The sequence below is a fragment of the Devosia neptuniae genome, assembly GCF_025452235.1.
Classification (GTDB): Bacteria; Pseudomonadota; Alphaproteobacteria; order Rhizobiales; family Devosiaceae; genus Devosia.
Genome location: NZ_CP104964.1, coordinates 16655 through 41697 on the forward strand (window position 1 = coordinate 16655; position 25043 = coordinate 41697).

Genomic DNA, 25043 nt, shown 5'->3' on the forward strand with positions numbered 1-25043 from the left:
GGCTCAGTTCGAGCTGGAGGACACTGCCTTATTGCACCTTCAGCGCGCCGACCTCAGTTCGGCCCTCTAGAGCCTAGGTCTGCCTTAACGCAACGGCTTTGCCGTCCTCCGCTCCGGCATGCTGTGCGTTCACGACATTGAGGGATACAAACGCCGTATGCTTCGCCGGCGGCTAGCGCTCGTCTATCGCGACTTTTTCTAGGTTTTCCAGGCGTTCTTCACTCACCGTCCGGACAAGCGCGTGCAGATGCTCGGTGCGCTCGATGAGCCATGCCAGCGCTTCTTCGCTGATCTCATAATGCTTGGAATAGCGGGCCTTGACGTAGGCTTCGTTGAGAACATTAAACCAGGCATTATGGCGGTGCTGGTCGGGTGGCCAGGCCTCAATGAGGCGACGGTCACGATCCTCGGCGAGCATCCGCAGGAATTTCAGGTTATGCGAGGGCGGGCTGTAATTCGTCAGCACCAGCAGCACTGTTGCATAAGCTTGTTCAATCGACTGGTGAAGCAGAAATGCGGCTTCTTTATCATTGCGTTCGGTCTGATAAAATCTGGCACCTTTCAGAAAATTGAAGGCAACCTGAAAGCGTTGGTTGTACTGCTCTCGACCGATTTCCAAAGCCTGCTGCGGCGAGAGAATGCCCGGCTCAGCTAGCTCCCGATCATCCATCTCATAGAAAAGGACGCCTTCTTTGCGGATGTCCGAGAAGAAGTACTGCGCATTGCGCAGAGTATTGTTCACTTCGCGACCTGAATGCACGATCAGGCCTACTGGCACGCCGATGGCGGCGTCGCGGTTCAGTCGGTCCGTGGCCCGATCCCAATATTCAAACCCCGCGAAACGGCTCTCGTTGACGAGCACCAGGACATCGAAGTCTGAACGATAGCCCTTCAATGGTGTGAGGCTCATCGACCCAGGTGCCCTTGGCGTAAGATCCGAACAGAATGATCTTCAGGATGCGCCCACGGCGCTTGGCCTCTGACTTGGCTTCCTTGAGCGCGTCATCGAACTCCTCGTGGATGATCTCGACGATACGCGCGACATTGCGCTGCTTGCTTTCGGGAAGGTGATCGAGGCTGATCTTCATTCCAGGACGGCCCCCTTCAGGTTCGCGAACAATTCGGCTTGTGAACTATGCCCAACCAGGAGTCGACACACAACTCCACTGGGCCGGCTGAGGAGAACGGCGTGAGAGATCTTTGCGACGTTCGACCTCCTGCCATGGCGATTTTGCGCATAAGCGTGGCGTCAATCAACTGACCAGAATTCATATCGAATTATTGGTCAGTAAAACCCTCGCTGAGAGACCTCGGCTCCACAGTCGGCGCCGATGCGGCGACCCTGGCTTGTCGATCCGGACACGGCACCAGGGGCATTCTCTATTCGCTGGTGGGGCGCAGTGCTATTTCGATCTGGTAGGCGGCGGTCTCTCCGGCTCCCAGAGTGATTGAGTCATCTGCCCCGTCCCAACTAAATCGGCGGGCCGGCTCCAGCGCGAATGCATAAACACCGGACTGAAAAGCTCTCCAGATTCCGAAAGTCGGCAGTGCTTTACGAGGAAACGACAGCTGGACGCATAATCCTCCGAGCAGAGCACTATTGTGCAGCTCGACCGAAGCCGTCGGCAGATCGGAAATGACGGGCGTCTCCTGGTAATAGTCGACGAAGTCATCCCGTGGGCGCTTGTCCTCGCTGTTGAATGCCGAGACGATATCCTTGGTCAAGTCACCGGAGATTCGGGTCGCCTGATCAAGAAACGGATAGCCGAAGTTTATGTGGTAGAGGATCGCATGCGGCGTGGGGCGGAATCCTCGATTCTCGACGGCATCGTCTATGCGGATCGCCTGGCCGAAAACATCCACCACGATGCGACGGCGCAGCACAAGGTTCTCTCCGAACACCGAACTCTGCCTGACAACGCCCTCGGCCCATATGATCGGGGCGTCTGTCGTCCAGTCGATGCCGTAGCCCGAAAGCGTGGCCCGCTGGCTGGAAATCCTGCCATGCAGGGGATGGAAAACCTCCTTCCGATGTTTGTGGATATAGCGGTCCGCGTCACTTCGGCGGGCGCCACCGATATGGTCCAGGCCACAGGTGACAAGGAAGCCATCGAAGTTCCTGTAAAAACCAACGCCCTCTTCGGCATCGACCGAGTTGGGCGGCCACGGCATCCCGTTTGCGCTGTTCCAGCCGATATTTATGCCGCGCCAGGTCATGTTGGAAATATCAAAGCCCCGGTCCACAGCGATCTCGAAGGCAATGCCCGCCGCGTTGCGAACGACAAGCAGCCGCTGTCCTCGCCCTGGACCATCCTCAACCTGCAACATCCGAATGTCGGCGGCGCCCCTGCCGTCCACGGTGCGCCGGCGCAATTGCGCAGCCGACATATCACGACCCGGGCAAACGTTTGAGGGGACGCCGCTATCCATGGCTGGCAGCGCCCGACATGGGGTTGCCGCCGACGCTCTCCAGTAGAGGCCGCACCTTTGCCAGAAACGCCTCGCTTCCGCAGGCGAAGCGTAGCTTTGCGCCGAGATCCGTGCGATCCCAATCGATTGTGTGAGACACACCAAGATTGCTGAGGATGGGCAGCCCGGCCATCACATCCCAGGTCGAATCGCCGAGCGCCACGTAGCCATCGGTCTCACCCATGGCCACCTCGATGAGGGAGAGGGTAGAAGACCCGCAACAGCGGAACGCGATGCGTAGTTCGTCGGAAATATAGCGCAATAGTTCGAGACGATCCTGTGTGGCGACCGAAGGATGTAGACCGATCCCCATAGAGGCCTGCGATAGATCGAGCACAGGCAAAGATCGCATCGGCTTGCCGTTCAGCCGGGTTTCGACAGACCCACCCCCGCTCAACATGAGGTCGCGGACAGGGACGTAGATTACCCCGAATGTCGGACGCCGATTTTCATAGAGGCCGATCGAAATCGCCCAGTTCTGCCCGCCCCGCACGAAATTGAACGTCCCATCAATCGGGTCGATCACCCATATCCGCCCGGAAGTGCCCGCGATGTTGCCGCCCTCTTCGCCATAGACACCGTCGTTTGGAAACACCTGACGCAGGCTGGCAATCAGGAATTCCTCGACCTCTCTGTCGGCCTTGGTGACGAGATCAAGATGGCCTTTCTTCTCAACCGGTATGCTGGCCAATGACCGAAAGTACCGCAGAGCAATTTCTCCTGCGCTACGTGCGATTTCCTCGATAACGGACTCCGTGGCGCGTTCAGGCAATGTCGATCCGTTAAAATCAGCCACGAGCTTCATTCCTGATCCTGGCCATCTGCGCGACGTCGTCACTGATGATCTGATCCAATTGACCCTCCCGTACCCAACGGACGGCCTGAGCCTCCACGTCCACGCCGTATGACTTGAGCTTCTCAAGCCGCTCCGGGCGCGGAACATGCAAGAAGACCGCGAAGCCGGCGTCGTGGAGCTGATGCGCTTCGCCGCTTGGGAAGTGCTGGATTTCGAGATTGATCGCATCCACATTTGCTTCCCGCGCAATGGCGGCAGGATCGATCAGGCGGGAATGCGACAGACCGACCGTAGGAACCTCAGGGATAGCCTTCTTGAGCGCCCTCAGTTGAACGAAATCGAAGGAAGAGAACTGCAATAGGTCGGCGCAGCCCAATTCGTCGATCAGCGCCCTTAGCTTGGGGAGGATGACATCGTCCCGGTCATATATCTTGAGCTCGAGCTGGTAGATGATCCCCAGTTCGCGCGCCAGTTGTAGGGCGTCCGTGAGACGCGGGACGCGTTCTCCCGCGAAGGCTTCACCAAACCATCGGCCTGCATCGAGCTTGGCGAGATCGGCATAGCTCATGTCGCGGACAAGACCATGACCATTGGTGGTGCGGTCCACGGTCTCGTCATGAATCAAGACGAACTCGCCATCGCTGGTCAGCGCAAGGTCGGTCTCGCAGGTGATGCCATGGCCGCCAAACTCGCGAGCTTTCCGGAACGCGGCGATGGTGTTCTCCGGCGCACCGGCGCTATGGCCGCGATGTCCGGCGATCCTTATCGTCTCCGGCGTCATGAGCAGCGGGTTCATTATTTCTCCTATTTTTCTAGCGTAGGCGCGCGTCAAAACGATCGCGCAAATAGTCGCCGAGCAGGCTTATGGACAAAGTGGTGAGCACTATGATCAAGCCGGGCAGGGCGGTGAGCCACCAGGCGATTGCAACGTAATTTCTGCCGTCGGCAACCATGAGGCCAAGGCTCGTCGCGGGCGGTTGGATACCCAGACCCAGAAAACTCAACCCGCTCTCGAGCAAAATGATCTCGGGAAAGTTCACCGTGAGCTGGACGATGAGAGGGCCAGCAATATTGGGAAGAATGTGGCGCAGGTAGATGCGCAGGGATGGAACGCCCACGATGCGAGCCGCCTCTGCATAGCCGTCCTGGTTGGCACTCAGTACGAGGCCACGGGTCAGGCGCGCATAGCGTTCCCAGGAGGCCACGCCGACGAGGAAGACAAAAAGCAGCGGACTCGAACCGAAAAAGGCCAGTACGCCCAGCGCAAAGATGATGAAGGGCACTGACGCCATGGCGTCGGCAAAGCCCATGATGAGATTGTCGATCCAGCCGCCAAAATGGGCGGCAAGGAAGCCGAGGCTTGTACCAATAAGTGCGCAGATCGCCGAGCCGGCAAGCGCGATCATCAATGACGTCTGGGTTGCGACCAGTATGTTGCTGAGCAAATCGCGGCCAAGATAATCGGTGCCCAGCAGATGCCCCGGCAGCGCGCCGGGCGGCGCGAAGCGCGAAAGCGGGGCCTGCTGCAGATAGTCATAAGGCGAAATCCATTGTGCCGTTGCGCCTACGACCACGACCACTACCACCCAGATGGTGCACAGCCAGATACTGGCCGGCAGGCGGGAGGCGAACGTTCGGAATTGCCAGCTCGGCAGCGTCCTAGCTTGCGTCATTGTTCTGCAACCTGATTTTCGGATTGAGGACGGCGTATAGAATGTCGACGGTCAGGTTGATCGTGACCATGAACGTGGTGAAGGTGATAATCATGGCCTGCACGACGTTGAGATCGCCGGTATTGACGGCGCGAACGAAGCCGCTGCCCAGACCGGGCCACGCAAACACGGTCTCGACGAGCACCGCGCCTCCCAACAACCCTCCGGCGCTAAAGCCCAACATGGTCACCATGGGGATCGCGGCATTTGGAAGGGCGTGCCGAAGGATGACCTCCCATTCGGGCACGCCGTCTGCACGGGCCGCGACGATATAAGGCTGGCCAAGCACGTCGATCATTGTGGAGCGGGTAAAACGGGAAATTGCTGCCGCGCCTGCCATGGCAAAGGTAACTGTCGGCAGGATCGCATGTTGCCAGGTGGAACTGCCCGAGCTGGGCAGCACACGCAACCAGACGGCAAATACGAAGATCAGGGCAACGCCGAGCAGGAAGTTGGGAACGCTGTATCCAATCACCGCACCCGCCATGACGGCTTTGTCGGCGGGACTCTCACGACGCACCGCTGCGAGAATTCCGGCCGGAATCCCGAAGAGCATAATCAGGACGAAGGCCGAAACGGTCACCAACAGCGTCTTGGGAACACGTTCGGCAATGACCGCGAACACCTGCCTACCATCGGCGGATGACACACCGAAATCGCCACGCAGCGCGTTGGTCACATAGATGAAGAACTGCTCGGGGATCGATCGGTTGAGGCCCCAATTGCTGCGGAATGCCTCCAGCGCTTCGGGCGAAGCGAGATCGCCCAGCATCTGTTCGGCCGGATCGCCGTTCACCCGAAGCACGATGAAGACGAATGTCACGGTGAGAAAAAGGACAACCAGGGCCCGAAACAGGCGTGCGAGGATGAAGGAAATCATTGCGCGACCTCCATCCGGGTCGCAACCGGCCGTGGGAATTCCTCGGCTCGATGACAGGCCACATCCTGGTGTTCAACCAGACGAAGCGCCGGGACCTCGGTCGTGCATCGCTCGATGGCGAATGGGCATCGTGACCGAAACGCGCATCCCTGCGATAGCTTACTGATGTCCAGTTCACCCTGGATGGGCGGCGCCACGTTTCGGACCAGCGGGTCCATCGTCGGCACCGAGGCCAGGAGGGCTCTGGTGTAGGGGTGACGCGGCCACGCATAGACGGACCGAATGTCCCCTGTTTCGACAACACGGCCCAGATACATGACAGCGATGCGGTCAACCAGGTGTCGGACGATGCGCAGGTCATGCGTGATAAAGACATAGGCCAGGTCCAACTCCTGCCAGAGCGACCTCAGGATCGAAACCACTTGCGCCTGCACCGATACGTCGAGAGCCGAAACGGCCTCGTCGAACACAACCAGCTTGGGCTGCAGGATCAAAGCGCGCGCGATGACAACGCGCTGTCGCTGGCCGCCAGACATCTGATGGGGAAAACGGCTCATCATCGCACTCGACAGGCCAACCCTTTCGAGCATGGCGGCCGCTCGTTCGCGGGCACCGTTGCGATCGGCCACCCGATGCACCCACACGGCCTCTGCCACCTGCTCCCCAATGGTCATTTGCGGGTTGAGGGCCGAGAGCGGATTTTGCTGCACTAGGGACGTCTGCATGCGAAATCTGGACCAGTCCTGCGGTCGGCGGTCCCTGTGTTCCACGCCTTCGAACCTGACTTCACCCAGCGTCGGCGGGGTCAGGCCGAGCAGGAGACGGCCCAGCGTCGACTTTCCGCTGCCGGACTCGCCCACCACGCCGATGCGTTCTTGGGGCGCGAGCTCCAGGTCGATGGCGTTGACCGCTACATGGCTGGCTTTTCTTGCAAACAGCCCGGATCGCAACCGGAAGGTTTTGGTCAGATTGCTAGCTTGGAGGAGAGGGGGGCTCATGCGGCCACCGGGTGGTAGCAGGAGGCCTCATGGAAAGGGCTGACATTTGTCGGATCGGGGAAACTGACGGTGCACACTTCGGTCGCGCGAGGGCAGCGGGGATGGAAATAGCAGCCCGCCGGAAGGTTCTCGAGCAGCGGAACCGATCCGGGGATGGGAATTGGCGGCGCAAGGTCGTCGGGATCAATCGTGGGCATGCAGTCGATCAAAGCGCGGGCATATGGATGGGCAGCCCGCTCCAGCAGCTCACCAACGGGCGCTGTCTCGACGATCTTGCCGCAATACATGACGGCGGCCCGATCTGCCAGGCGGGCGATCACACCCAGGTCATGCGACACGATCAAAAGGGCCATGCCGGTTTCCGCTCGCAGTTCCTCCAGCAGGTAGAGGATCTGGGCTTGCGTCGTGACGTCCAATGCCGTTGTGGGTTCATCGGCGATGAGCAATTTTGGTTTGGCAGCCAGAGCGTGCGCGATCATCACGCGCTGGTTCATGCCGCCCGAGAACTGGTGGGGATATGAGCGCAGCCGGCTCTTGGCCTGGTCGATGCCCACACGTTCCAGCAGCCGCATCGCCTCCATGCGCGCGTCGGCGCCCTTAAGGCCCTGATGCCGATAGAGGCTCGATTCCAGATAATACCCAATCGTATGAACTGGATTGAGGCTGCTTGTGGGATCCTGAAAGATCATGGCTATCGTCGGGTCGTCCGGCTTGCCGGTGCCGTCAGTATCTTTGGCCAGCACTATGGAGCCGCCCGTTTGTGCTATGCCACGCGGCAACGCCCTGGCGATGGCGTAGCAAGTCATGCTCTTGCCACAGCCAGACTCGCCGACCAGCCCGAGCGTCTGGCCGGCATCAAGCGAGAAGCTGATGCCATCAATGATTTTGGTTGATCGCGCCGGCACCTGAACGACCAGGTCTCGAACCGTTAGTAGATTTGACAATGAATGTTCCTCCGCGGGCGGCGCGCACCAGGATGCGCGCCGCCAACTCGTCCAACGCCTCTCAGTTGAAGCTGAGATTGTGCGCCCGCAATTCCATCGTTTCGAAGCTTACCGGCTTCCAGTTCACGTCCTTGCGTGCACCATAAACGTCGAACGGCTGGTAGAGGATGACGGCTGGCGCCTCTTCCTCGAAGATGTCGCGCATGCGGTTGAAAGCGTCGAAACGCTCCGGACCGTCCGGCAGCTCCTGCACCTTCATCGCCAGTTCGTTGAACTCGGCCGGCGCCTCCCAGCCCCAGCGCGTTTGAATGCCGCGGCCCGGTCCGAACTCGGAGACGATGGTGTTCAGGGCATCGGTCAGGGAGAGGCCGTTGGACCAGTTCCTGATCCAGATATCTTCGTCCTTGGCCGTCGTGCCGGGAGCATAAATCTCCGGCACGACATTGACGCCGATCTCCTTCCACATCTCGATCATCATCAGCAATGCCGGGATAGCGTTGGCGTAGTAGTTGCCCATAGTGCGGTAGGTAATCGCCGTGCCGTCGTAGCCGCTTTCTGCCACCAGCCGCTTGGCCTCCGCGACGTCATACTCCAGAGGACGGCGATCCGGATCATAGGTCGCGCCGAAATGCGGGAAGTTGAGGCCATTGGGGATCACCGCCAGGTTCTTCCACAGCGCCTCGACGATCAACGGGCGGTTGACGGCGAGAGCCATGGCGCGCCGAAGCGTCTTCGACTTGAAGACTGGCTGGTTCATGTTGAAGGTGAACATGTGGAAGTTCTCGATCAGAGTTCCACGGGTTTCGAGATCCGGATAGCTATCGACGAGTGCCACGTCGTCCGGGGTCAGCGTCGTAACAATATCGTATTCGCCGCTGATCAGCCCCGCCACGCGGGTGGCCGGTTCAGCCACCACCTGGTAGGTGATTTTCGAGGCAGACGGCTTTTCACCCCAATAGTTGTCATTGGCGTCAAGAACCACACGGTCTCCGGCAATGAACTCGACGAACTTGTAGGGCCCAGTGCCAATGGGCTTGTTGCCGAACTCGACCGCCCCAAGACCCTGATAATATTCCTTGGGAACGACGCGACCAACCCATGACGCCACGATCTTTTCGATCAGGTAAGACGGCGTTTTGGTACGCAGGACCACGGTATACTTGTCTTCCACGACCGGCTCGTCCCAGTTGGGCGAGAAGTTGCGGCCATTGGGGATCGTTTTGATCGCCTCGTCGCCCCACAGCCGATCCGATGAGAATGTGTAGGCCACGTCGTCCGCCGTCATCTCCACCCCGTTGTGGAACAAGACGTTCTGACGCAGCTTGAAGCGGACCGACTTGTCGTCGATGCGCTCCCAGCTCTCGGCCAGAGCCGGCACCAACTCGCTGCCGTTGCCAGGGGCACCGTCGTGAAACCAGTCACGTGCGATAAGCGTGTCGAAAATCTGGGTAACAATGCGAACGCCGGTATTGCTGATGGCATTCACCGGTTCCAGCGAGTTGGGGAGCCCATTAACTCCCAACCGCAGCTCGCGCCGCTCCTGCGCAAACGCCAGATTGACGCCCGACGTTGATGCCAGCAAGGCCGCGGCACTCACGCCAATCAAAAAGTTCCTACGATCAGTTCTGAGCATTTGGTTCCTCCCTGCTCTGTGTCGATGCTGTTGATGGGCTCACAAAGATAAAGAGCCATCCGGTGACGTCACGCCAGCTCCCGGGAGAACAGTCTCTCGGGACGATCATCCGGCGGTCTAGACTGCGTGTCATAGCTATTATTCCCTGTCCTCGAACACCGTCCAAGGTGCGGCGAGGGCAACGCAAAAACAGGTCATAGAGAGAATTGTGAAACGCCCGGAAAGCGAGGGTATTGGTGGTGGGCGTTGTCTCCTCTGCAGGCATTTTTAGGCCGGACGAAGCGGCTGAGGCCAATGCTTAGTGCGCGGAGTTCTATGCCTCCAGGCTATAAGCGTCATGCATCTGAGATTATTTCTGCCACGCCGCCCGAAGGGGTGATTTGTTCGGGGCATCAAGGCTTTCGGCTATAAAGCGGCCGTTTGAGCCATCGCAAGTGAGCGTTGCCGGCCGATGTTCTACCGCCAACCCAGTGGTGTGCCTCAGCGTACCGCGCTTGGCAGAGCAGGATGCGCGCCCGCGCGCAGTTCACGTTTCCAAAGGTTGAAGATCGCTCGGGTGACGCCGCGGCTACTACCAGTATGGGAACAAGCGAAATGGAGAGCGACCGACATGTCGGGCTCATCAAAGGTAACATAATGGTCGACGCCGCGCTCGATCAGGCCGGTATAGCCCATGAGGCCGACACTTGCCGAGTTGCGGATGACATCGAGGATGACTTCGTTAGAATCGAGCACCTGTACGATATCTATATTGAGATTGCGGGATTGAAGCGCCCGGTCGAGAGCGTGGCGCGATTGGCTGAGATGCGATGTCGCGACGACCGGCTGTCCCACTAGCTCGAATACCGAGACCGTTTTTCTGCTGCGCCAAGGATGATCATTCCCCACGAGGGCAATTAATGGATAGGTGCCGACGGTGAAGTGGTCAAACTCGGTACTGTCCTGTGGCAGGGTCAGCATGCCGATATCGCAATCGCCATCGAGCAGCGAGCGGTAAACCTCGTTGCTGCGCCTCATGCGCACATCGAACCGGCAACTCTTAAAGTTGCGGTGACCGAAGGCCAGAAAGTCTGTCATGCGCGATGTGTATACCGAGTCCACTCGCACCAGCTTTTCATGCTCGGTCCTGAGATAGCTCTCGGCTTCTTCGAGACCTGCAAAGATCGGCTCGCAGATTTCCAGCAACCGCCGGCCCTCCTCGGTTAGTTCGAGTTTGCGCGTGCTACGGCGCAGCAACTTGACGTCGAAATCACCTTCAAGCGTCAGTAATTGCCGCGTCAGCGTGGGCTGGGAAACGCCAAGTGCCTTCGCCGCCTGGGTGAAACTGCCCAGCCGAGCAACGTGATAGAATGATCTTAGATGCGTGACGTTTATAGCCATGGGGCATAGAACTCCGTGCACTAAGCATTGGTCTCTTCCCCGTCGCTCAGCCTAAAAATGGCCCTACAGGGAAACGATGTCCACTGTTGGTACCCACGCTTTCCGGGCGTTTCGGTACTCCAGCGACAAATCTGTTCGCGTGGCACCAGCCGCGTTGCGGACGGTGCCCTGCGACAGGGAATAATAGCTATGACACGCAATCTCAACCGTCGACAATTGCCTGTCTCCAACAGGAATTCCTATGTTTGATCTTTTACCCTCGCGCTCTCGACACATTCTCGTCTGCGGCCATCGTGGCCATGTCGTAGACGGCCACGAAAACACCCGTCCGGCCTTCCGCCACGCCGCCGGGCTTGGCGCCTCGCTATGTGAAATTGACCTGCGTTTGACCCGCGATGAGCGGCTCGTGGTGTTCCACGACGATATCCTCGACGACGCCTCGACCGGCGCCGGCCTTATCTCGCAGTTGGATTATGGGCAAATCGCCCAGTTCCGCACCAAGGCACGCAACGGCATGCCAATTGAGGGACAGCCGATCGAACTCTTCGAAAACGTGCTCGCCTTCTGCCACGACCTCGGACTTGGGCTGATCGTGGAGATTAAGGACAAGGTCGAGGACGCAGCCTATCTCGAGCAGGTGGTCGCACTGCTCAGGGCGGCAGGAATGTTCGAGCGGGTGCTTATCAGCTCATTCGACTATGTGGTGCTGCGCGACATCAAGCGTCTTGCCCCTGGCATCCGTACCATGGGCATCAACTACCATCGTCTCGTTGAGCCGGCGGCCAGCGCCCGCTCGGCAACGATGGATGTCATGAATACCGACTATCCGCAGTTTGCGCCCGATCTCGCCGAGAGCCTTCATGGCGCCGGTATCGGGGTGAGCCATTTCGTGCCGCGGCCCGAATTCTTCGCATTGCGGCGCGGCTATGGCACTGACTATCTCGAAAAACTCGACGTCTATCTGCGCGCCGGGTTGATCGACATGCTGGTCTGCGACGATGTCGGTTGGGCCGTCGATTTTGTCGTCAACAGCGGCCTCACCGTCGCCCGGCTCGATCCCATCACGTCACCGGGCCCGGCGGTCTAGCCCCTGCGCGCGCCGAGCCGATGCCGGTGGACGACCATCCCGCCGCGAATTCGCCATCCCGGCCACTTTGTGAGGCGGGCGGGAAGCCGGTGGGCAGTAAACCTCCCGGTTTGCCCGCCGGCACCTTCATCAGGAGCGTGTCACTCAAGCGCCTCCCCTCGATCGGCGGAGTGTCTGTTGGCCTCAACACTTGTTCTAATTGATCTATTGGGGGCCGCCGCCCTGCTCCTATTGGGCTTGCGCCTGCTTAAGTCCGGCGTGAGCACTGCGCTTGGTGCCCGCCTGCGCCAGTTCCTTGCTTCCAGCACGCGAAACCGCCTCACGGCGTTCGGAGCCGGCTTACTCACGACGCTCGCCCTCCAGAGCAGCACCGCCATGGCCGTCATCGTCAGCTCGTTCGTAGCGCAAGGGCTCGTCGCGCCCGCAATGGCGCAGGCCGTTATGTTGGGCGCCAATGTCGGGACAGCTGTTGTGGCCCAGATACTCTCCTTCGATATTCATTGGCTCGCGCCAATCACGATCCTGCTGGGCGTGATCGTTGGCTCACGAAAATCGCGCCGTAGCCGGGGACTAGGTGAGATCGGCATCGGTATCGGACTGATGCTGCTTTCGCTCCGACTGATGTCGGAAGCGACAGAGCCGATGCGAGAGTCGGAAGCGCTTGTGGCGTTCTTTGCTCTGCTCAGCGATGCTCCGGTTATCGCGATTGGGTTGTCTGCGGCGCTTGCGGCCGTATCCGCTTCCAGCCTCGCCGTGGTTCTTTTCATCATGTCGCTAGCTGCCGCTGGCAGCATCGGTCACGAACTCTGTCTGCTTCTAGTCGCCGGCGCCAATGTGGGCGGCGCGCTGCCCCCGGTATTTGCCACCGCATCCGAAGGCACGGCAGCCCGGCGTGTTGTCATCAGCAACCTGGCAGTCAGAGGAGCAGGTGCGATGGTTCTGCTGTTGATAGCCGGGTGGCTGACTGATCATCTGCCAGCTTCCGTGAACCTGGCTCAATTGACCATCGAGGCGCATCTGGCCTTCAACGTTGGGCTGGCGCTGGTCTTTCTTCCCGTCATCGGTCCGATGTCGCGACTGCTCACTCGGCTCTTTCCCGACAAGCCAACAGCAAAGGACACCGGCCCTCGCCATCTTGACGAGGCGCTCATATCCGACCCGCCATCCGCGTTAGCCGCAGCGATGCGCGAGACCCTGCGTGTCGGAGATCTCATCGAAAAAATGCTGGAGATCAGCCTCGTCGCACTCAGAACCAATGACGAACATCTCTGCCGGAGCGTGTCACAGCTCGACGACGAGGTGGACGCGGTCCATCAAGCCATCAAACTCTATCTCGCTCGCATCGAAAGAACGGGTATGGACGAGGCAGCTCGCCGGCAGTCCAGTAACATCCTCGATTACGCCATCAACCTCGAGCATGCGGGCGACATCACCGAGCGCAGCCTCTCGCGGCTGACTGTCAAGAAAATCGAGAAGCAGCTTCAATATTCGCCCGAAGGCATGAGCGAGATCGAAGATCTGTTTCGCGACACCATCGACAATCTCCAGCTCGCACAGCGGGTGTTTATCAACCGCGACGCCCAGATCGCGCGGCGGCTCATGGAGGGCAAAGTCACGATCCGACGCAAGGAGCGCGCCTCGGTTGAGCGGCACATGTCCAGGCTGCAGGATCAGCGGCCCGATACATTGCAGACGACGTCTCTCCACGTGGACGTGCTGCGCGACCTCAAGCGCATCAATGGCCACCTGATGTCCGTGGCAGCGCCGATCCTCGAGGAGGCCGGCATGCTGCGCGCGAGCCGCCTTCGGAAGGGATGAGTCATCGCGCGCGCTGCGCGGGGTTTACAATACCTCGGTCCTGGCCGCCGAAAAGCTTGTTGCGATGAATTCCCTTACCGCGCCTAATTCGCTCACTTCAGGATGGGCGACGAGATACTCCGCGGCCGAGAGGTCGGCACCTGTCAATTTTACTCCAGCCAGCCGGCTATCATATCCCAATTCCTTGTCGAGCACGACACCAAGGCCTAGCCCCGCAGCAACGGCCTCCTTGACGGCCTCCCGGCTCGACAGTTCGAGTTCACGCCGTATGCCGACGCCGCTGGCCGCGAGCGCGGTGTCGAAAACCCGCTGCGTCATCGACCCATGCTCGCGAAGCACAAAGGGCCGGCCTTCAAGCTCGGCGATATCGATGGCGTCCCGTTTAGCCCATTCGTGATCCGCCGGCACCAGCAGCAGCACATCTTGGTCAGCCAGTTTGTGGCAGACGAGGTCGTTGACCGGGACAGTCAGGGTTACCACCGCCAGGTCGACGCGCAACTGGGCCACTAGTTCTAGAAGCTGGCTGCTATTGTGCATGCGCGTATCGATCCGCACCCCAGGATGGGTGGCACGAAATTGGCGGATCAACGGCATGGCCACATGCGGTCCGCACAGGCCGATGGCAAGGTGCCCGACGCGGAGCTGTTTGCCGTCTTCCAGGCGCGCGTAGACATCCTCGAATCCTTTGATGATCTGATGCACGTGCGGCAGCAGGTCATTGCCATCGGCCGTTAGCTCGACGCCGGTGCCGCGTCTGTGAAACAGCCGACCGCCGATGGCTTCCTCGAGCGCCCTTACATGTTGGGTCACGGCTGGCTGGCTAACGCTCAGCGCCTGCGCAGCGGCTGAAAAGGTGCCGTATTGGGCGACGGCGTGGAAGGCACGCAACTGGACGAAGTTCATTCCGGTCTCATCGTCAAATAAGTGTCACTTAAATCGCACATGCTCTCCATACAGCAAACTTATAACGGTTGCGCAACTGCCGAGGCAGGAAATCCAAGGAGACAGTGATGCGTCCAGTTCTTTTCACCACAGCCGCAGCCATCGGCTTGCTGCTCGCCGCAAGTGCCCAGGCCAAGGACCTGGTGGTCTATGATGCGTCTGAAGACGTCGGCGCAGCGCTGAGCGCTGCTTTCAGCGCCGCTCATCCCGAAATCAAGCTTCAGGTCGTATCCGGCTCCACCGGCCCAATCACCGAGCGCGCTATTGCAGAGATGGGCAATCCGCAGGCCGACGTAGTCTATCTGGTCAACAACGTCGCGCTTGAGCAGCTCAAGAATGCCGGAGTGTTCGAACCCTATGCCCCGGCCGGCACCGACATACGTGATGAATTCCGCGACCCGGACGACTTCTACACCCGCTACTTCGCTACCACTATGTGCATGGTGATCAACCGTGATCGCCTGGCCGACAAGGGGCTGCCCATGCCCGCCACCTGGGAAGACCTGATCAAGCCAGCTTACAAGAACGAAATCGCTATGCCCTCGCCGATGCAGTCCGGTACCGGCACCACCATTCTCGCGACCTTCGTTGATGCCTTTGGTTGGCCCTTCGTAGAGAACCTGCACGAAAACGTCTATCAGTATTCGGATGGGGGGTCGGGCGGCGCGCAGCTCGCCGGAACGGGCGAAGTCACAATTGGCCTCTCCTACGACACCACCTGTTATGCCACCCAGTCTTCGGGTCGCCCGGTTGACGTGGTTTTCGGCCGCATCACCCCTAACACCAGCGAGGGTGGCGGCCTGGTTGCCGGCGCGCAGCATCCGGAAGAGGCGAAGGTCTTCCTTGATTGGCTGGCCAGCAAGGGCGCTGCCGAAATCCTCGGCGACCTGGTTGGCGCCACCGCCGTCCCGGGCTATGGCCTCGTCAATCTCGACGAAGTCACCACCTGGAACATGCGCCGCCCGGTCGATATCGAGGCATTCCGCCGCCAGTGGGCCGAAAAGTTCGTCAACAACTGATGCTCGATCAAGTCGAACACAAGCTCGAAGCGCGGCTCGCCCAAAAGGGTGGGCCGCATCTTCGCGTCGAAAAACTCAGCAAGAGTTTTGGCGACACGCGCGCTGTCGATGCCGTTGAGCTCAGCATCGCCAAGGGCGAGTTCGTGACGTTGTTGGGCGATTCCGGCTGCGGCAAGACCACACTGCTCCGCATGATTGCCGGCTTCACATCGCCCGATACTGGCCGCATCTGGCGACAGGACGCCGATGTAACCCATATGCCGCCGGCGGACCGGCGTATGGGCTTCGTATTCCAGTCCTATGCGCTGTTTCCCACCAAGACCGCCGCGCAAAACATCGCCTTCGCCCCGCGCATGGCGGGTAAACGCCGCGCTGAAGTAGCGCAACGCGTGGAGCAATTGGCGACATTGGTCGAGATCGATCGTCTGCTCGACCGCTACCCGCATGAACTAAGTGGCGGCCAGCAGCAGCGCGTCGCTTTGGCGCGGGCGCTGGCTGCGGAACCGGAAATCCTGCTGCTCGACGAACCCATGTCGGCGCTCGATGCGCGTATCCGCGCCAAGCTGCGCAGTGAGTTGCGGGGATTGGTGGATCGACTGGGCATGACGGCACTCTATGTGACGCACGATCAGGAAGAGGCACTGGCGCTGTCCGACCGCGTCGCGGTGATGCGGGCAGGGCGCATCGAGCAGGTCGGCACACCGGGCGAGATCTACCACCGGCCGCGCTCGCGCTTTGTCGCCGAATTTATCGGAACATCGAATCTGATGACTGGCACGGTCGAGACCGGAGGCCTGCGTATCAATGACTTGCTCTGGCCGGTGAGTGTCGACGGCGCTAAAATCGGAGATCTGGTCACGGTCCTGGTACGTCCCGAGCACCTAGCCATCGAACCCGGTGGCCAGTCTGGCTCCATCGCCGGCACGGTCGTCTCCGCCACCTTCCTCGGCCCGACCCGGCGCCTTACTATCCGCTGCGACGATGGCTTGCATATCCTAGTCGAGGAACATCGACGGCCACCGCCGGAAACCGGGCCAGGGACGGTCGGGTTCATGTGCGCCCCGATTATGCCCATGTCGTGCCGCTAGACCGCGAGGCAGCGTGGTGAGCTCTATCATCCGCAGACTGCCCGGCATTGTCGCCGCATCGCTGGTGTCGCTGCTGCTGCTTGTCTTCATCGTCGTGCCGGTTGGCCTGGTGCTGATCAAGAGTTTCGACAATAGCGGGCCGCTGCCGCACTGGCGTCTCGCTGCGATTACCCAGGAGGCGTTGGACCTGTTGCCCGAGGCCGACCGTACGGCTTCGATCGAGCGGTGGGTGAGGGAGTCCACGCTGTCCGAACGGGTCAAGGCGACCGCGGTGGCCTATGAGCTGGCCGGGTTCGAGCCCACCTGGAACACAGCTGATCCTTTCGAGCACCAACAGGTGGCCATCGATACTGCGTTAGCAGCGCTGCCTGGGGCCGAACGGCAGGCTGTAGACGTGGCCTTCCCCATAGCACACATCATGCTGCACAAGCGGATCGCGCTGGCTTTTGCCGTGCGCGACAAGCTCTCGACGGACGATTTCGGCCGGCTCCGCGCCGCCACCGACGAGCGCTACGGGCTTGCCAATTACGTGGCCGTCATCGCCGACTCCTACCTGCGCAAGGCCGCGGTCAACAGCGTCACGCTGGCACTGATCTCGGTCCTAACCACTGTCAGCATCGCATATGCCATCGTCTATGGTCTTAATCGCGGTGGCATCGCCAATCCGACGCTGACGCGCAATATCCTGCTGCTGCCGCTGGTGGCGCCGCCCATCCTGGTGGCGACGGCGACTACCATGCTGTTCGGCCGGCGCGGCCTCGTCACCTATACGCTGTTCGAGCAGACACTGGGTATCAGCAGTGCCGATACGTTCAATGTCTATGGGCCACTGGGTATCGTCATTGCGCAGACCCTGTCCTTCCTGCCCACCACGCTGATCGTGCTCGATAATGCCATGCGCCGGCAGGACGGGCGGCTGGAGGAAGCAGCGCTGATGCTGGGGGCAGGGCGCTTGGCGCTGTTCCGCAACATCACCCTGCCACTGAGCTGGCCCGGGCTGAAACGCGCCGTGGTGCTGGTGTTCATCCAGAGCCTCACCGATTTCGGCAATCCCATGATCCTGGGTCGCGATACGCCCGTATTGGCCGGCGTGATTTACAACGAGATCACCGGCTTCCAGAACACGCCGCTGGCCTCGGCTATCTGCCTGTGGCTGATCGTGCCGTCGCTGCTGCTCTACTTGGCGCTCGAGCAGTTCGGGCGGCGCAAACGCTATGTCAGCAACGATGCGGGCACGCCGGCCGAACACAAGCAACCGCTTGCCGTCCGCGTTGGGTTGACGGGATTGGCCGGGTTCTTCTGCGTGCTGATCGTCGCTATCTATCTTGTCATGACCCTGGGGTCGGTAACTCGCATCTGGGGCGTCGACTGGACCTTTACGCTAGCCTATTTCAGTCCTGAGGGTCTCGGCGCCGGCATGGAGGGAACCGGCTATGGCTCGCGCGACGGGGGCCTCGGCGAGGTCTGGAACAGTGTCCGGGTCGCGGCCATCGCGGCGCCGATCGGTGGTCTCCTGGCGCTTGCGATCGGCTATGTCGCCGAACGGCTGAAGCCACCGCTGGGTGACATCATCGGGTTCCAGGCGCTGATCCCGGCTATCCTGCCCGGTATCATCTTCGGCGTCGGCTATATCATCGCCTTCAACGCGCCCTTTGGCATTAAGCAATTGTCGCTGACGGGTACTGAGGCGATCATCGTCATCAACATCATGTTCGGTAATCTCTATGTCGGCGTGCTGGCAGCGCGGGCCGCGTTGCAGCGGATCGACCAGTCGGTGGACGAGGCGGCCGAAAGCCTGGGTGCGGGCATGATCCGCCGGTTTTGGGAGGTCACCCTTCCCATGCTCCGCATCGCGGCGCTGCTGGGCGTGCTCTATGTGTTCATTGACGGTTTGACCACGCTCTCTTCGATCATCTTCCTCGTCAGCGGCAGCACCGACCTTGCATCGGTCGCTATCTTCAATGCCGCCAGTTCGTCCAACTACGGCTACGCCGCTGCCAAAAGCGTTGGACTGCTGGTGGTTTCGGCCCTGGCCATGGCCATCGTCGTCTGGGTCGAGCGCAGCACGCGGCGGGCGCAGGGGCTGGGCAGCGGATCAAAGCAACAGCAGCAATTGAGCGTCGTTGGCGCAGGAGCCACTTTCTGATGATCGAACGTGATGTGCCCGGCACCGCCAGTGCCGCCCTCGTTGACCGCGACGCCGCCGTGTTTTTTCATCAAGACGGGTCGAGCCCCTGTCTGGCTGCACTCCGACATGTGTCGGGCAGCTGGATCGAGGATATGGATGGCCGGCGCTATCTCGACCTCCACGGCAATACCGCCCACCATATCGGCCACGCGCATCCGGAACTGGTTGCCGCGCTCAAGGCGCAACTCGACGAGTTGACCTTCTCGCCGCGCCGTTATGCCAACGAGCCGGCGACCGAACTCGCGGAACTGTTGACGGCGCAATGGCCCGACGGACGGGCCAAGGTTCTGTTCACCACCGGCGGATCTGATGCCATCGAATTGGCGATGAAATTGGCGCGGGTAGTGACGGGGCGCAGCGCGACAGTCTCGCTCGAGGGCTGCTATCACGGCCACGGCCTAGGCGCCTTTGGCCTATCGCGTGCTGAACCGGACAGGCGTCTGGGAAGTTTCCTGCCAGACCGTGTGCATGTCCGCTCCTATTGGAAGTACGGCGCGGCGGCGATGATTGAGGATATTGAGCGGGCGCTGCGCGAGACGCCGGGCGGCGTCGCCGCGATAATCGCCGAACCGATACGGTCCAATTGCCACGTCCCTTCCCTCGAGCTATGGCCCGAGGTTCGACGGCTCTGCGACGCCGCCGGCACGCTGCTGATCTTTGACGAGATTCCGTCGGGTCTGGGCAAGACCGGCCTCTTCTTCGCCTTCGAGCATTTTGGTGCACGGCCCGATATGGTCGTGCTGGGCAAGGCGCTGGGCGGTGGCATATTGCCTATCGCTGCTGTGCTCGCCGACGCCCGTTTCGACATCGCCCCTGAGTTGGCTCTGGGCCATTATACGCACGAGAAAAATCCGCTCACCACACGGGCAGCGCTAACCGGCCTTCGCATCATCCTGCGCGACCAGTTGCCGGCACGTGCGGCACGGCTGGAGCAGGTTGTCCGCGAACGCGTCGCGGAACTGGCCCGGAGTATGCCGGCGATCCGTTCGGTGCGTGGGAAGGGTTTACTCCTTGCCATCGAACTCGACCAGCAGGCTCTGGCTGGCGTTACTGAAGCTACGCTGCTGCAGGCGTTGCTCGACCACGGCATCTCCACCACCACCAAGGGTAGGGATGCGCTGGGCTTCTCACCGCCGATGACGATAAGCGACGATGAGCTTGTCACAGCCCTTAACAGCATCGCGATCGCAGTGAGGTCGGTGGTCTGAGTGAACGACAGTATCTGGCTATATCGGCGTGCTCGCGACCGCGTGACCAAGGTGCAAACCGGGCGTCAACGACTCGCATAATATGCGGCCTGGAATGTTCGAGCTTGACCGCGAAATCTGGACGTCAAAAACCGTCCGGGAGGATGCCGTGCTCATAGGATGGTAGCATACCGTCGCAGGTTGTTTCAGACCTGATTGCGGCTCGCATGGTCCGTGCCCCATTATGCGGTGGGCGTGCAGTTGCACAAATCGACTTCATACGGAAGACATAACCAGCAAGGGATATTATCTTTTCCATTATGTGCGATTATCCCATATAATGGGCATTATGATATCCATTAAACTGAATTCACCTACTGACGCAATGCGTGGTGTCGCCGTACGGGCGCGTCGTGCCAGGCTGGAGCAGAACCTAACTCAAAATGGATTGGCGTCTCGCGCCGGGGTAAGTCTGGGTACGCTGAAGCTGTTCGAGAGTTCCGGCAAATCTTCTTTCGAGACGATCGTGAAGATCGCGTTCGCTCTCGGTGCCGAAGCCGAAATCGAAACGCTATTTCCTGACCGGCCTATCACCAGCATCGATGACGTGCTCGAGGCGGCGCCACGCAAGCGAGGGCGGCGCAAATGAAACAAATCGACCATGTGGTCCTAATCGACGTCAGCCTGGACGTGGGCGCCGACAAGTTGCCTCTCGGACGCCTTGGATGGCGAACTGGGGAACGTCGCAGCTATTTCGAGTACAGCGAGGCAGCCCTCGACTCCAAGCTTGCACTTTCTCCCTTCGGCCTACCCCTGAAACGAGGGGCCCAACCTGCACCGAATGCACCCTTCGATGGCATGCACGGACTGTTCAACGACAGCCTTCCCGACGGATGGGGTCGTAAACTGCTGAACCGACGCATCCAGAAAATGGGCTATGACTACTCGACCCTTTCACCGATGGACCGGCTGAGCTTCGTAGGAAACACCGGCATGGGTGCACTGCGTTATACACCTGTGGGCGAACTCGAAGACGTTGACGTCGGTGAACTCGATCTCGATTGGTTGGCCGAACAGGCAGAATTGGTCCAAGCGGAGTCACCGACCGCCGACGTGGAGCGATTGCAAGCGGCTCAGGGCGGCTCCGGAGGCGTTCGTCCCAAGGTCGTCATCGGTCTCAACCCCGATACCGGGCTTTCGATGGGTGACCGAAACCAAGGCCTTCCCGCCGGGTTCGAACCATGGATAGTCAAGTTCCGTTCCGAACAGGACCCGAAGGAAATCGGGCCTGAAGAGTATGCCTATTCGTTGATGGCGAAGGCAGCGGGCGTCGAAATGCCCCCGACGAGGCTACTCCATGGCGGCAGCGGAGCCGCTTACTTTGCCGTGCGCCGCTTCGACCGGACATTGGACGGGCCCCTTCACATGCACACCCTGAGCGGCTTGCTTCATGCCGACCACAGGGCCCCAGAAGTCGACTATTCGGCGCTTTTGAAAGCGACCCGTCTGCTGACACGGGACGAACGCCACGTCGACGTCATGGTGCGTCGTATGGCCTTCAACGTCCTTGCCCGCAACCGGGATGACCACTCCAAGAACCATGCTTTCCTCATGGCACCTGACGCCAGCTGGTCTCCCTCCCCGGCCTATGACTTGACATTCTCGCTCGGTCCGGGCGGTGAGCACAACATGGCGATTGCCGGTGAGGGCCGAAATCCGACCTCAAAGCACCTCGTGGCCGAAGCGGTCAGAGCTGGCCTAACCGTCGCGCGCGCCAACCAGATAATCGATGAGGTGAAAACGGCGATCTCGGTTTGGCGTGACCATGCCGCGCAAGCTGGCCTTTCCGAGGAAAGAACTGAAGAGCTGGCGGCATTCCTCCGATGATCGCCTTACCATTCTAGTGTGGATTGCGGATGGCGTCGTGGCTGACGATTGCCCGCGCCGCCGCTTGCGACGAATATCCTCGATATCGATTCGCATAATATGTGGTCCGGAACGAGGTTCGAGGCGGCTGCTTGCGACCCCATTGCGGCCGCCGACGGTCTCTAGGCCGTGGGCCGAAAGCAGCCTTGCGCCTCCAGGAAACCTTCTCAGACCTATTGCTTTTGCCTCACCATTGGCGTCACTGGACCGACTGCACGGCTGGGGCCACCTCCGTACCAAGCAGTTCGATCGAGCGAAGCATGGCTTCTGTCTCGAAGGCTGCGGAGGTCATCTGGAAGGCCACGCGCGAAAGGCCGTTGAGAACGTCATCGGCGTGTCGGATCTTTGCCACGACCGTCTCCGGACTTCCCACGAGGAACGCGCCCTTTGGGCCGGTCATCTGGTCAAACTGGGCGCGATCGGGCTGGGGCCAGCCGCGCTCATGGGCATATTTGCCGATCATCTGCGCCCAACCCGGATAGAAGCTGTCACGCGCCGCCGCATCGCTGTCGGCGACGAAACCCATGGCATGCACCCCAACTTGCAGCCTGGCCGGGTCATGCCCCGCCTGTTCCCCGGCCTTGCGATAGAGCTCGACCAGCGGACGGAACCGCTCGAAGCTTCCACCAATGATCGCGATCATCAGTGGCAGGCCGAGCGTACCGGCACGGACAAAGGACTGCGGCGTCCCCCCGACGCCCGCCCAGATCGGCATCCGCTCCTGATGCGGTCGCGGGAACACGCCCTGTCCGGTCAGCGCGGGACGGAAACGCCCTTTCCACGTTGGATAGGCAGTACCGCGCAACAACAGCAGCAGGTTGAGTTTTTCGGCAAACAGGTCGTCGTAGTCGGTCATGGGCAGGCCAAATAGCGGAAACGCCTCCACCGACGAGCCGCGCCCCGCGACGATTTCCGCCCGGCCGCGGGAGATCAAGTCAAGCGTCGCAAAATTCTGAAACACCCGCACCGGGTCGTCGGCGCTCAGCACCGTCACCGCACTGGTCAATCCGATCCGGCTGGTCCGCGCTGCAGCGGCCGCCAGGATCATCGCCGGCGCGGAATCGAGGAATTCGGGTCGATGGTGCTCGCCAATGCCGAAGAAGTCGAGGCCCACCTCCTCTGCCAGTTCGATCTCGTCCAGCACACCGGCCATCCGATCGGTAGCCGATGGTGTTTCTCCAGTCCTGGGGTCAGGAAACAAGGCGGCGAAGCTATGAATACCGATTTTCATGATGGGTCCTTGCACTCTTTTTCGGTAGGGCACGCGACCTCAGCGGCCCGCCTGAGCAGGTCTTCGAGCTGGGATGAAGCAACATTGGCACCAAACGCGGCCGTGCCCGGCTGCAGCCTGATCCCGTCGCGCAGCGCGCCCGCTTGCACGGCGTCAAAGCCGATCGCGTCGATGAACTCAACGACGATCGCGACATGCCCTGGATCATCGCCCGCCACGGCAATGGCCTTCCTGTCTGCTTCTCCCCTGGGCCGGGCCTGTTCGTCGAGGTCGTGATAGCCCATGTGATTGAGGCCCTTCACCACCCGCGCGTTGGGCAGGAATTCCTGCACGATCTCGCTGGTAGACCGGCGGGATCGATCAGATCGGCCCTTTGGCCATCGGTCTCCCACCAATAGTTCATGGCGTCGATGACCAGTTTGCCACCGAGTTCCGAAACCGGCAGGCTCTCGTACTTGCCGAGCGGCAAAGCCAGAATAACGAGGTCCGCCCGTCGCGCCGCGTCCGCAGACCAGACAGGCACAGCGCCAGGCGCGAGCACATCCACGGTTAGCGCGATCCTGTCGGGATCGCCCGACCCGCCGATGAGAACCTTGTAGCCGGCAGCGACAGCAAGGCGGGCCAGGACGACCCCTAACTTGCCCGCACCCAATATGCCGACCGTCTTCACTGTCCTGTCGGTCATCTAGTTCTGCGCCGCCGCTTTTCGCTCGGTCAGAATGTCCCGCACGCGCGGCACGACCCTGGTGCCAAAGAGTTCGACCGCCTTGAGGCGGGCGCTCGCCGAAACGGCTCCGGCGGCCGAATAGATCAGGTCGAACCGGCCGACATCCAGCGACTCGATAGCTTTGGCCATCTTGCGCGCCACGGTTTCGGGCGAGCCGACATAAAGCGAGCCGCTCTCCACATCGGCATCGAACTCGTCTTTGCGCAGCGGCGGCCATCCGCGCAGGGCACCGATGCGATCGCGTATTTCCCGATAGCCGGGATAGAACAGCGCGCGTGCCTCTTCATCTGTCTCGGCAACGAAACCAGGCGAGTGCATGCCCACCGGCAAAGCGGAGGTGCCGAATTGCTCGCTGGCGCGCCGATAGAGGTCCACATAGGGCGCGAAGCGAGCCGGCTGCCCGCCGATAATGGCCAGCATCAGTCCAAAGCCATATTTGGCCGTCCGGATCACTGATTGTGGCGAACCGCCAACCCCCACCCAGGTCGTCAGCCGCCCGGACTCGGTCTTGGGAAACACCTCTGCATCCCGCAGCGCCGCCCGTGTCGTTCCCGTCCAGGAAACCGGCTTCTCCTCAAGGAGCCGATTGAACAGGTCGATCTTCTCCTCGAAGAGGGTGTCATAATCCTTGAGGTCGAATCCGAACAGCGGAAAGGATTCCGTGAACGAGCCTCGGCCGAGAATGACTTCGGCCCGTCCATTGGACAGGGCATCGACCGTGGCGAAGCGCTGAAACACCCGTACCGGATCATCGGAGCTGAGTACCGTGACGCCCGAAGCAAGGCGAATGCGCGAGGTCCGGGTCGCTATTCCCGCCAGGACCGTTTCCGGGCTGGAGATCGCATATTCGGGCCGATGATGCTCACCGAGCGACACCACGTCTATACCGACCTGATCGGCCAGCACCGCTTCTTCGACCGTGGCGCGTATGGCCTCTGCATGGGATACGATCGCGCCACGGTCGTCCCGCGGCAGATCGCCGAAGGAATCTATTCCAAACTCAATGCTCATCAGAAAA

At 60.6% G+C, this 25043-nt stretch carries 20 protein-coding genes and 2 pseudogenes; 8 read left to right on the forward strand and 14 right to left on the reverse strand.

Annotated features, from left to right (window positions below; genetic code table 11):
* Positions 1 to 172 precede the first annotated feature (172 nt).
* From N8A98_RS00085 to N8A98_RS00130, 10 genes and pseudogenes are all read right to left on the reverse strand, one after another.
* Positions 173 to 1088, reverse strand: a pseudogene (locus tag N8A98_RS00085) (nucleotidyltransferase and HEPN domain-containing protein).
* 292 nt (positions 1089 to 1380) lie between these two features.
* On the reverse strand, positions 1381 to 2388 hold the full coding sequence (locus N8A98_RS00090; protein WP_262165530.1) for an aldose 1-epimerase family protein: 1008 nt from the start codon (positions 2386 to 2388) through the stop codon (positions 1381 to 1383).
* 34 nt (positions 2389 to 2422) lie between these two features.
* Positions 2423 to 3274, reverse strand: coding sequence for an inositol monophosphatase family protein (locus N8A98_RS00095; RefSeq protein WP_262165532.1), 852 nt, complete (start codon positions 3272 to 3274; stop codon positions 2423 to 2425).
* On the reverse strand, positions 3258 to 4061 hold the full coding sequence (locus N8A98_RS00100) for a glycerophosphodiester phosphodiesterase (RefSeq protein ID WP_262165534.1): 804 nt from the start codon (positions 4059 to 4061) through the stop codon (positions 3258 to 3260). Before N8A98_RS00100 ends, N8A98_RS00095 begins: the two co-directional genes overlap by 17 nt.
* A gap of 16 nt (positions 4062 to 4077) precedes the next feature.
* Entirely contained in the window at positions 4078 to 4938 is an 861-nt protein-coding gene (locus N8A98_RS00105) for an ABC transporter permease (protein WP_262165535.1), read from the reverse strand.
* Positions 4925 to 5857 (reverse strand): ABC transporter permease, encoded by a 933-nt coding sequence (locus N8A98_RS00110; protein WP_262165537.1) that lies wholly within the window; start codon positions 5855 to 5857, stop codon positions 4925 to 4927. Before N8A98_RS00110 ends, N8A98_RS00105 begins: the two co-directional genes overlap by 14 nt.
* Positions 5854 to 6855 (reverse strand): oligopeptide/dipeptide ABC transporter ATP-binding protein, encoded by a 1002-nt coding sequence (locus tag N8A98_RS00115; RefSeq protein WP_262165538.1) that lies wholly within the window; start codon positions 6853 to 6855, stop codon positions 5854 to 5856. The genes N8A98_RS00110 and N8A98_RS00115 overlap by 4 nt, the downstream gene beginning before the upstream one ends.
* A complete protein-coding gene (locus tag N8A98_RS00120) occupies positions 6852 to 7799 on the reverse strand; it encodes an ABC transporter ATP-binding protein (protein WP_262165540.1) in 948 nt (315 codons plus the stop codon). The genes N8A98_RS00115 and N8A98_RS00120 overlap by 4 nt, the downstream gene beginning before the upstream one ends.
* A 61-nt stretch (positions 7800 to 7860) precedes the next feature.
* Complete coding sequence (locus tag N8A98_RS00125) at positions 7861 to 9432, reverse strand: ABC transporter substrate-binding protein (protein ID WP_262165541.1); 1572 nt, start codon at positions 9430 to 9432, stop codon at positions 7861 to 7863.
* 480 nt (positions 9433 to 9912) lie between these two features.
* Positions 9913 to 10812 carry a LysR family transcriptional regulator gene (locus N8A98_RS00130; protein ID WP_262165543.1) on the reverse strand — a complete coding sequence of 300 codons (900 nt, stop codon included), beginning with the start codon at positions 10810 to 10812 and terminating at the stop codon, positions 9913 to 9915.
* A 241-nt stretch (positions 10813 to 11053) separates the two neighbouring features.
* Here N8A98_RS00130 and N8A98_RS00135 point away from each other — a divergent pair, with 241 nt between their 5' ends.
* Together N8A98_RS00135 and N8A98_RS00140 are read left to right on the forward strand one after the other, a co-directional pair.
* Complete coding sequence (locus N8A98_RS00135) at positions 11054 to 11899, forward strand: glycerophosphodiester phosphodiesterase (RefSeq protein ID WP_262165544.1); 846 nt, start codon at positions 11054 to 11056, stop codon at positions 11897 to 11899.
* Positions 11900 to 12076: 177 nt separating this feature from the next.
* Complete coding sequence (locus N8A98_RS00140; RefSeq protein ID WP_262165546.1) at positions 12077 to 13717, forward strand: Na/Pi cotransporter family protein; 1641 nt, start codon at positions 12077 to 12079, stop codon at positions 13715 to 13717.
* A 24-nt stretch (positions 13718 to 13741) separates the two neighbouring features.
* Here N8A98_RS00140 and N8A98_RS00145 read toward each other — a convergent pair whose 3' ends face one another.
* Positions 13742 to 14620: a LysR substrate-binding domain-containing protein gene (locus tag N8A98_RS00145; RefSeq protein WP_262165547.1), complete on the reverse strand. Its 879-nt coding sequence runs from the start codon at positions 14618 to 14620 to the stop codon at positions 13742 to 13744.
* A gap of 107 nt (positions 14621 to 14727) precedes the next feature.
* Here N8A98_RS00145 and N8A98_RS00150 point away from each other — a divergent pair, with 107 nt between their 5' ends.
* The 6 genes from N8A98_RS00150 to N8A98_RS00175 all read left to right on the forward strand — a co-directional run bounded on the left by N8A98_RS00150 (position 14728) and on the right by N8A98_RS00175 (position 22028).
* Positions 14728 to 15678, forward strand: coding sequence for an extracellular solute-binding protein (locus tag N8A98_RS00150; protein ID WP_262165549.1), 951 nt, complete (start codon positions 14728 to 14730; stop codon positions 15676 to 15678).
* On the forward strand, positions 15678 to 16766 hold the full coding sequence (locus tag N8A98_RS00155; protein WP_262165551.1) for an ABC transporter ATP-binding protein: 1089 nt from the start codon (positions 15678 to 15680) through the stop codon (positions 16764 to 16766). The genes N8A98_RS00150 and N8A98_RS00155 overlap by 1 nt, the downstream gene beginning before the upstream one ends.
* 16 nt (positions 16767 to 16782) lie before the next feature.
* Positions 16783 to 18912, forward strand: a complete 2130-nt coding sequence (locus N8A98_RS00160; RefSeq protein WP_262165552.1) for an ABC transporter permease — start codon at positions 16783 to 16785, stop codon at positions 18910 to 18912.
* Positions 18912 to 20162, forward strand: coding sequence for an aminotransferase class III-fold pyridoxal phosphate-dependent enzyme (locus tag N8A98_RS00165; protein WP_262165554.1), 1251 nt, complete (start codon positions 18912 to 18914; stop codon positions 20160 to 20162). Before N8A98_RS00160 ends, N8A98_RS00165 begins: the two co-directional genes overlap by 1 nt.
* A 328-nt stretch (positions 20163 to 20490) precedes the next feature.
* On the forward strand, positions 20491 to 20790 hold the full coding sequence (locus N8A98_RS00170) for a helix-turn-helix domain-containing protein (RefSeq protein ID WP_262165555.1): 300 nt from the start codon (positions 20491 to 20493) through the stop codon (positions 20788 to 20790).
* Positions 20787 to 22028: a type II toxin-antitoxin system HipA family toxin gene (locus N8A98_RS00175; RefSeq protein ID WP_262165557.1), complete on the forward strand. Its 1242-nt coding sequence runs from the start codon at positions 20787 to 20789 to the stop codon at positions 22026 to 22028. Before N8A98_RS00170 ends, N8A98_RS00175 begins: the two co-directional genes overlap by 4 nt.
* Before the next feature lie 238 nt (positions 22029 to 22266).
* On the opposite strand, the gene N8A98_RS00180 is transcribed toward N8A98_RS00175, so the two are convergent.
* The 3 genes and pseudogenes from N8A98_RS00180 to N8A98_RS00190 all read right to left on the reverse strand — a co-directional run bounded on the left by N8A98_RS00180 (position 22267) and on the right by N8A98_RS00190 (position 25036).
* Complete coding sequence (locus N8A98_RS00180; protein ID WP_262165559.1) at positions 22267 to 23298, reverse strand: Atu2307/SP_0267 family LLM class monooxygenase; 1032 nt, start codon at positions 23296 to 23298, stop codon at positions 22267 to 22269.
* A pseudogene (locus N8A98_RS00185) lies at positions 23295 to 23983 on the reverse strand (NADPH-dependent F420 reductase). Before N8A98_RS00185 ends, N8A98_RS00180 begins: the two are co-directional and overlap by 4 nt.
* Positions 23984 to 25036 (reverse strand): LLM class flavin-dependent oxidoreductase, encoded by a 1053-nt coding sequence (locus N8A98_RS00190; RefSeq protein ID WP_262165560.1) that lies wholly within the window; start codon positions 25034 to 25036, stop codon positions 23984 to 23986.
* Positions 25037 to 25043 lie beyond the last annotated feature (7 nt).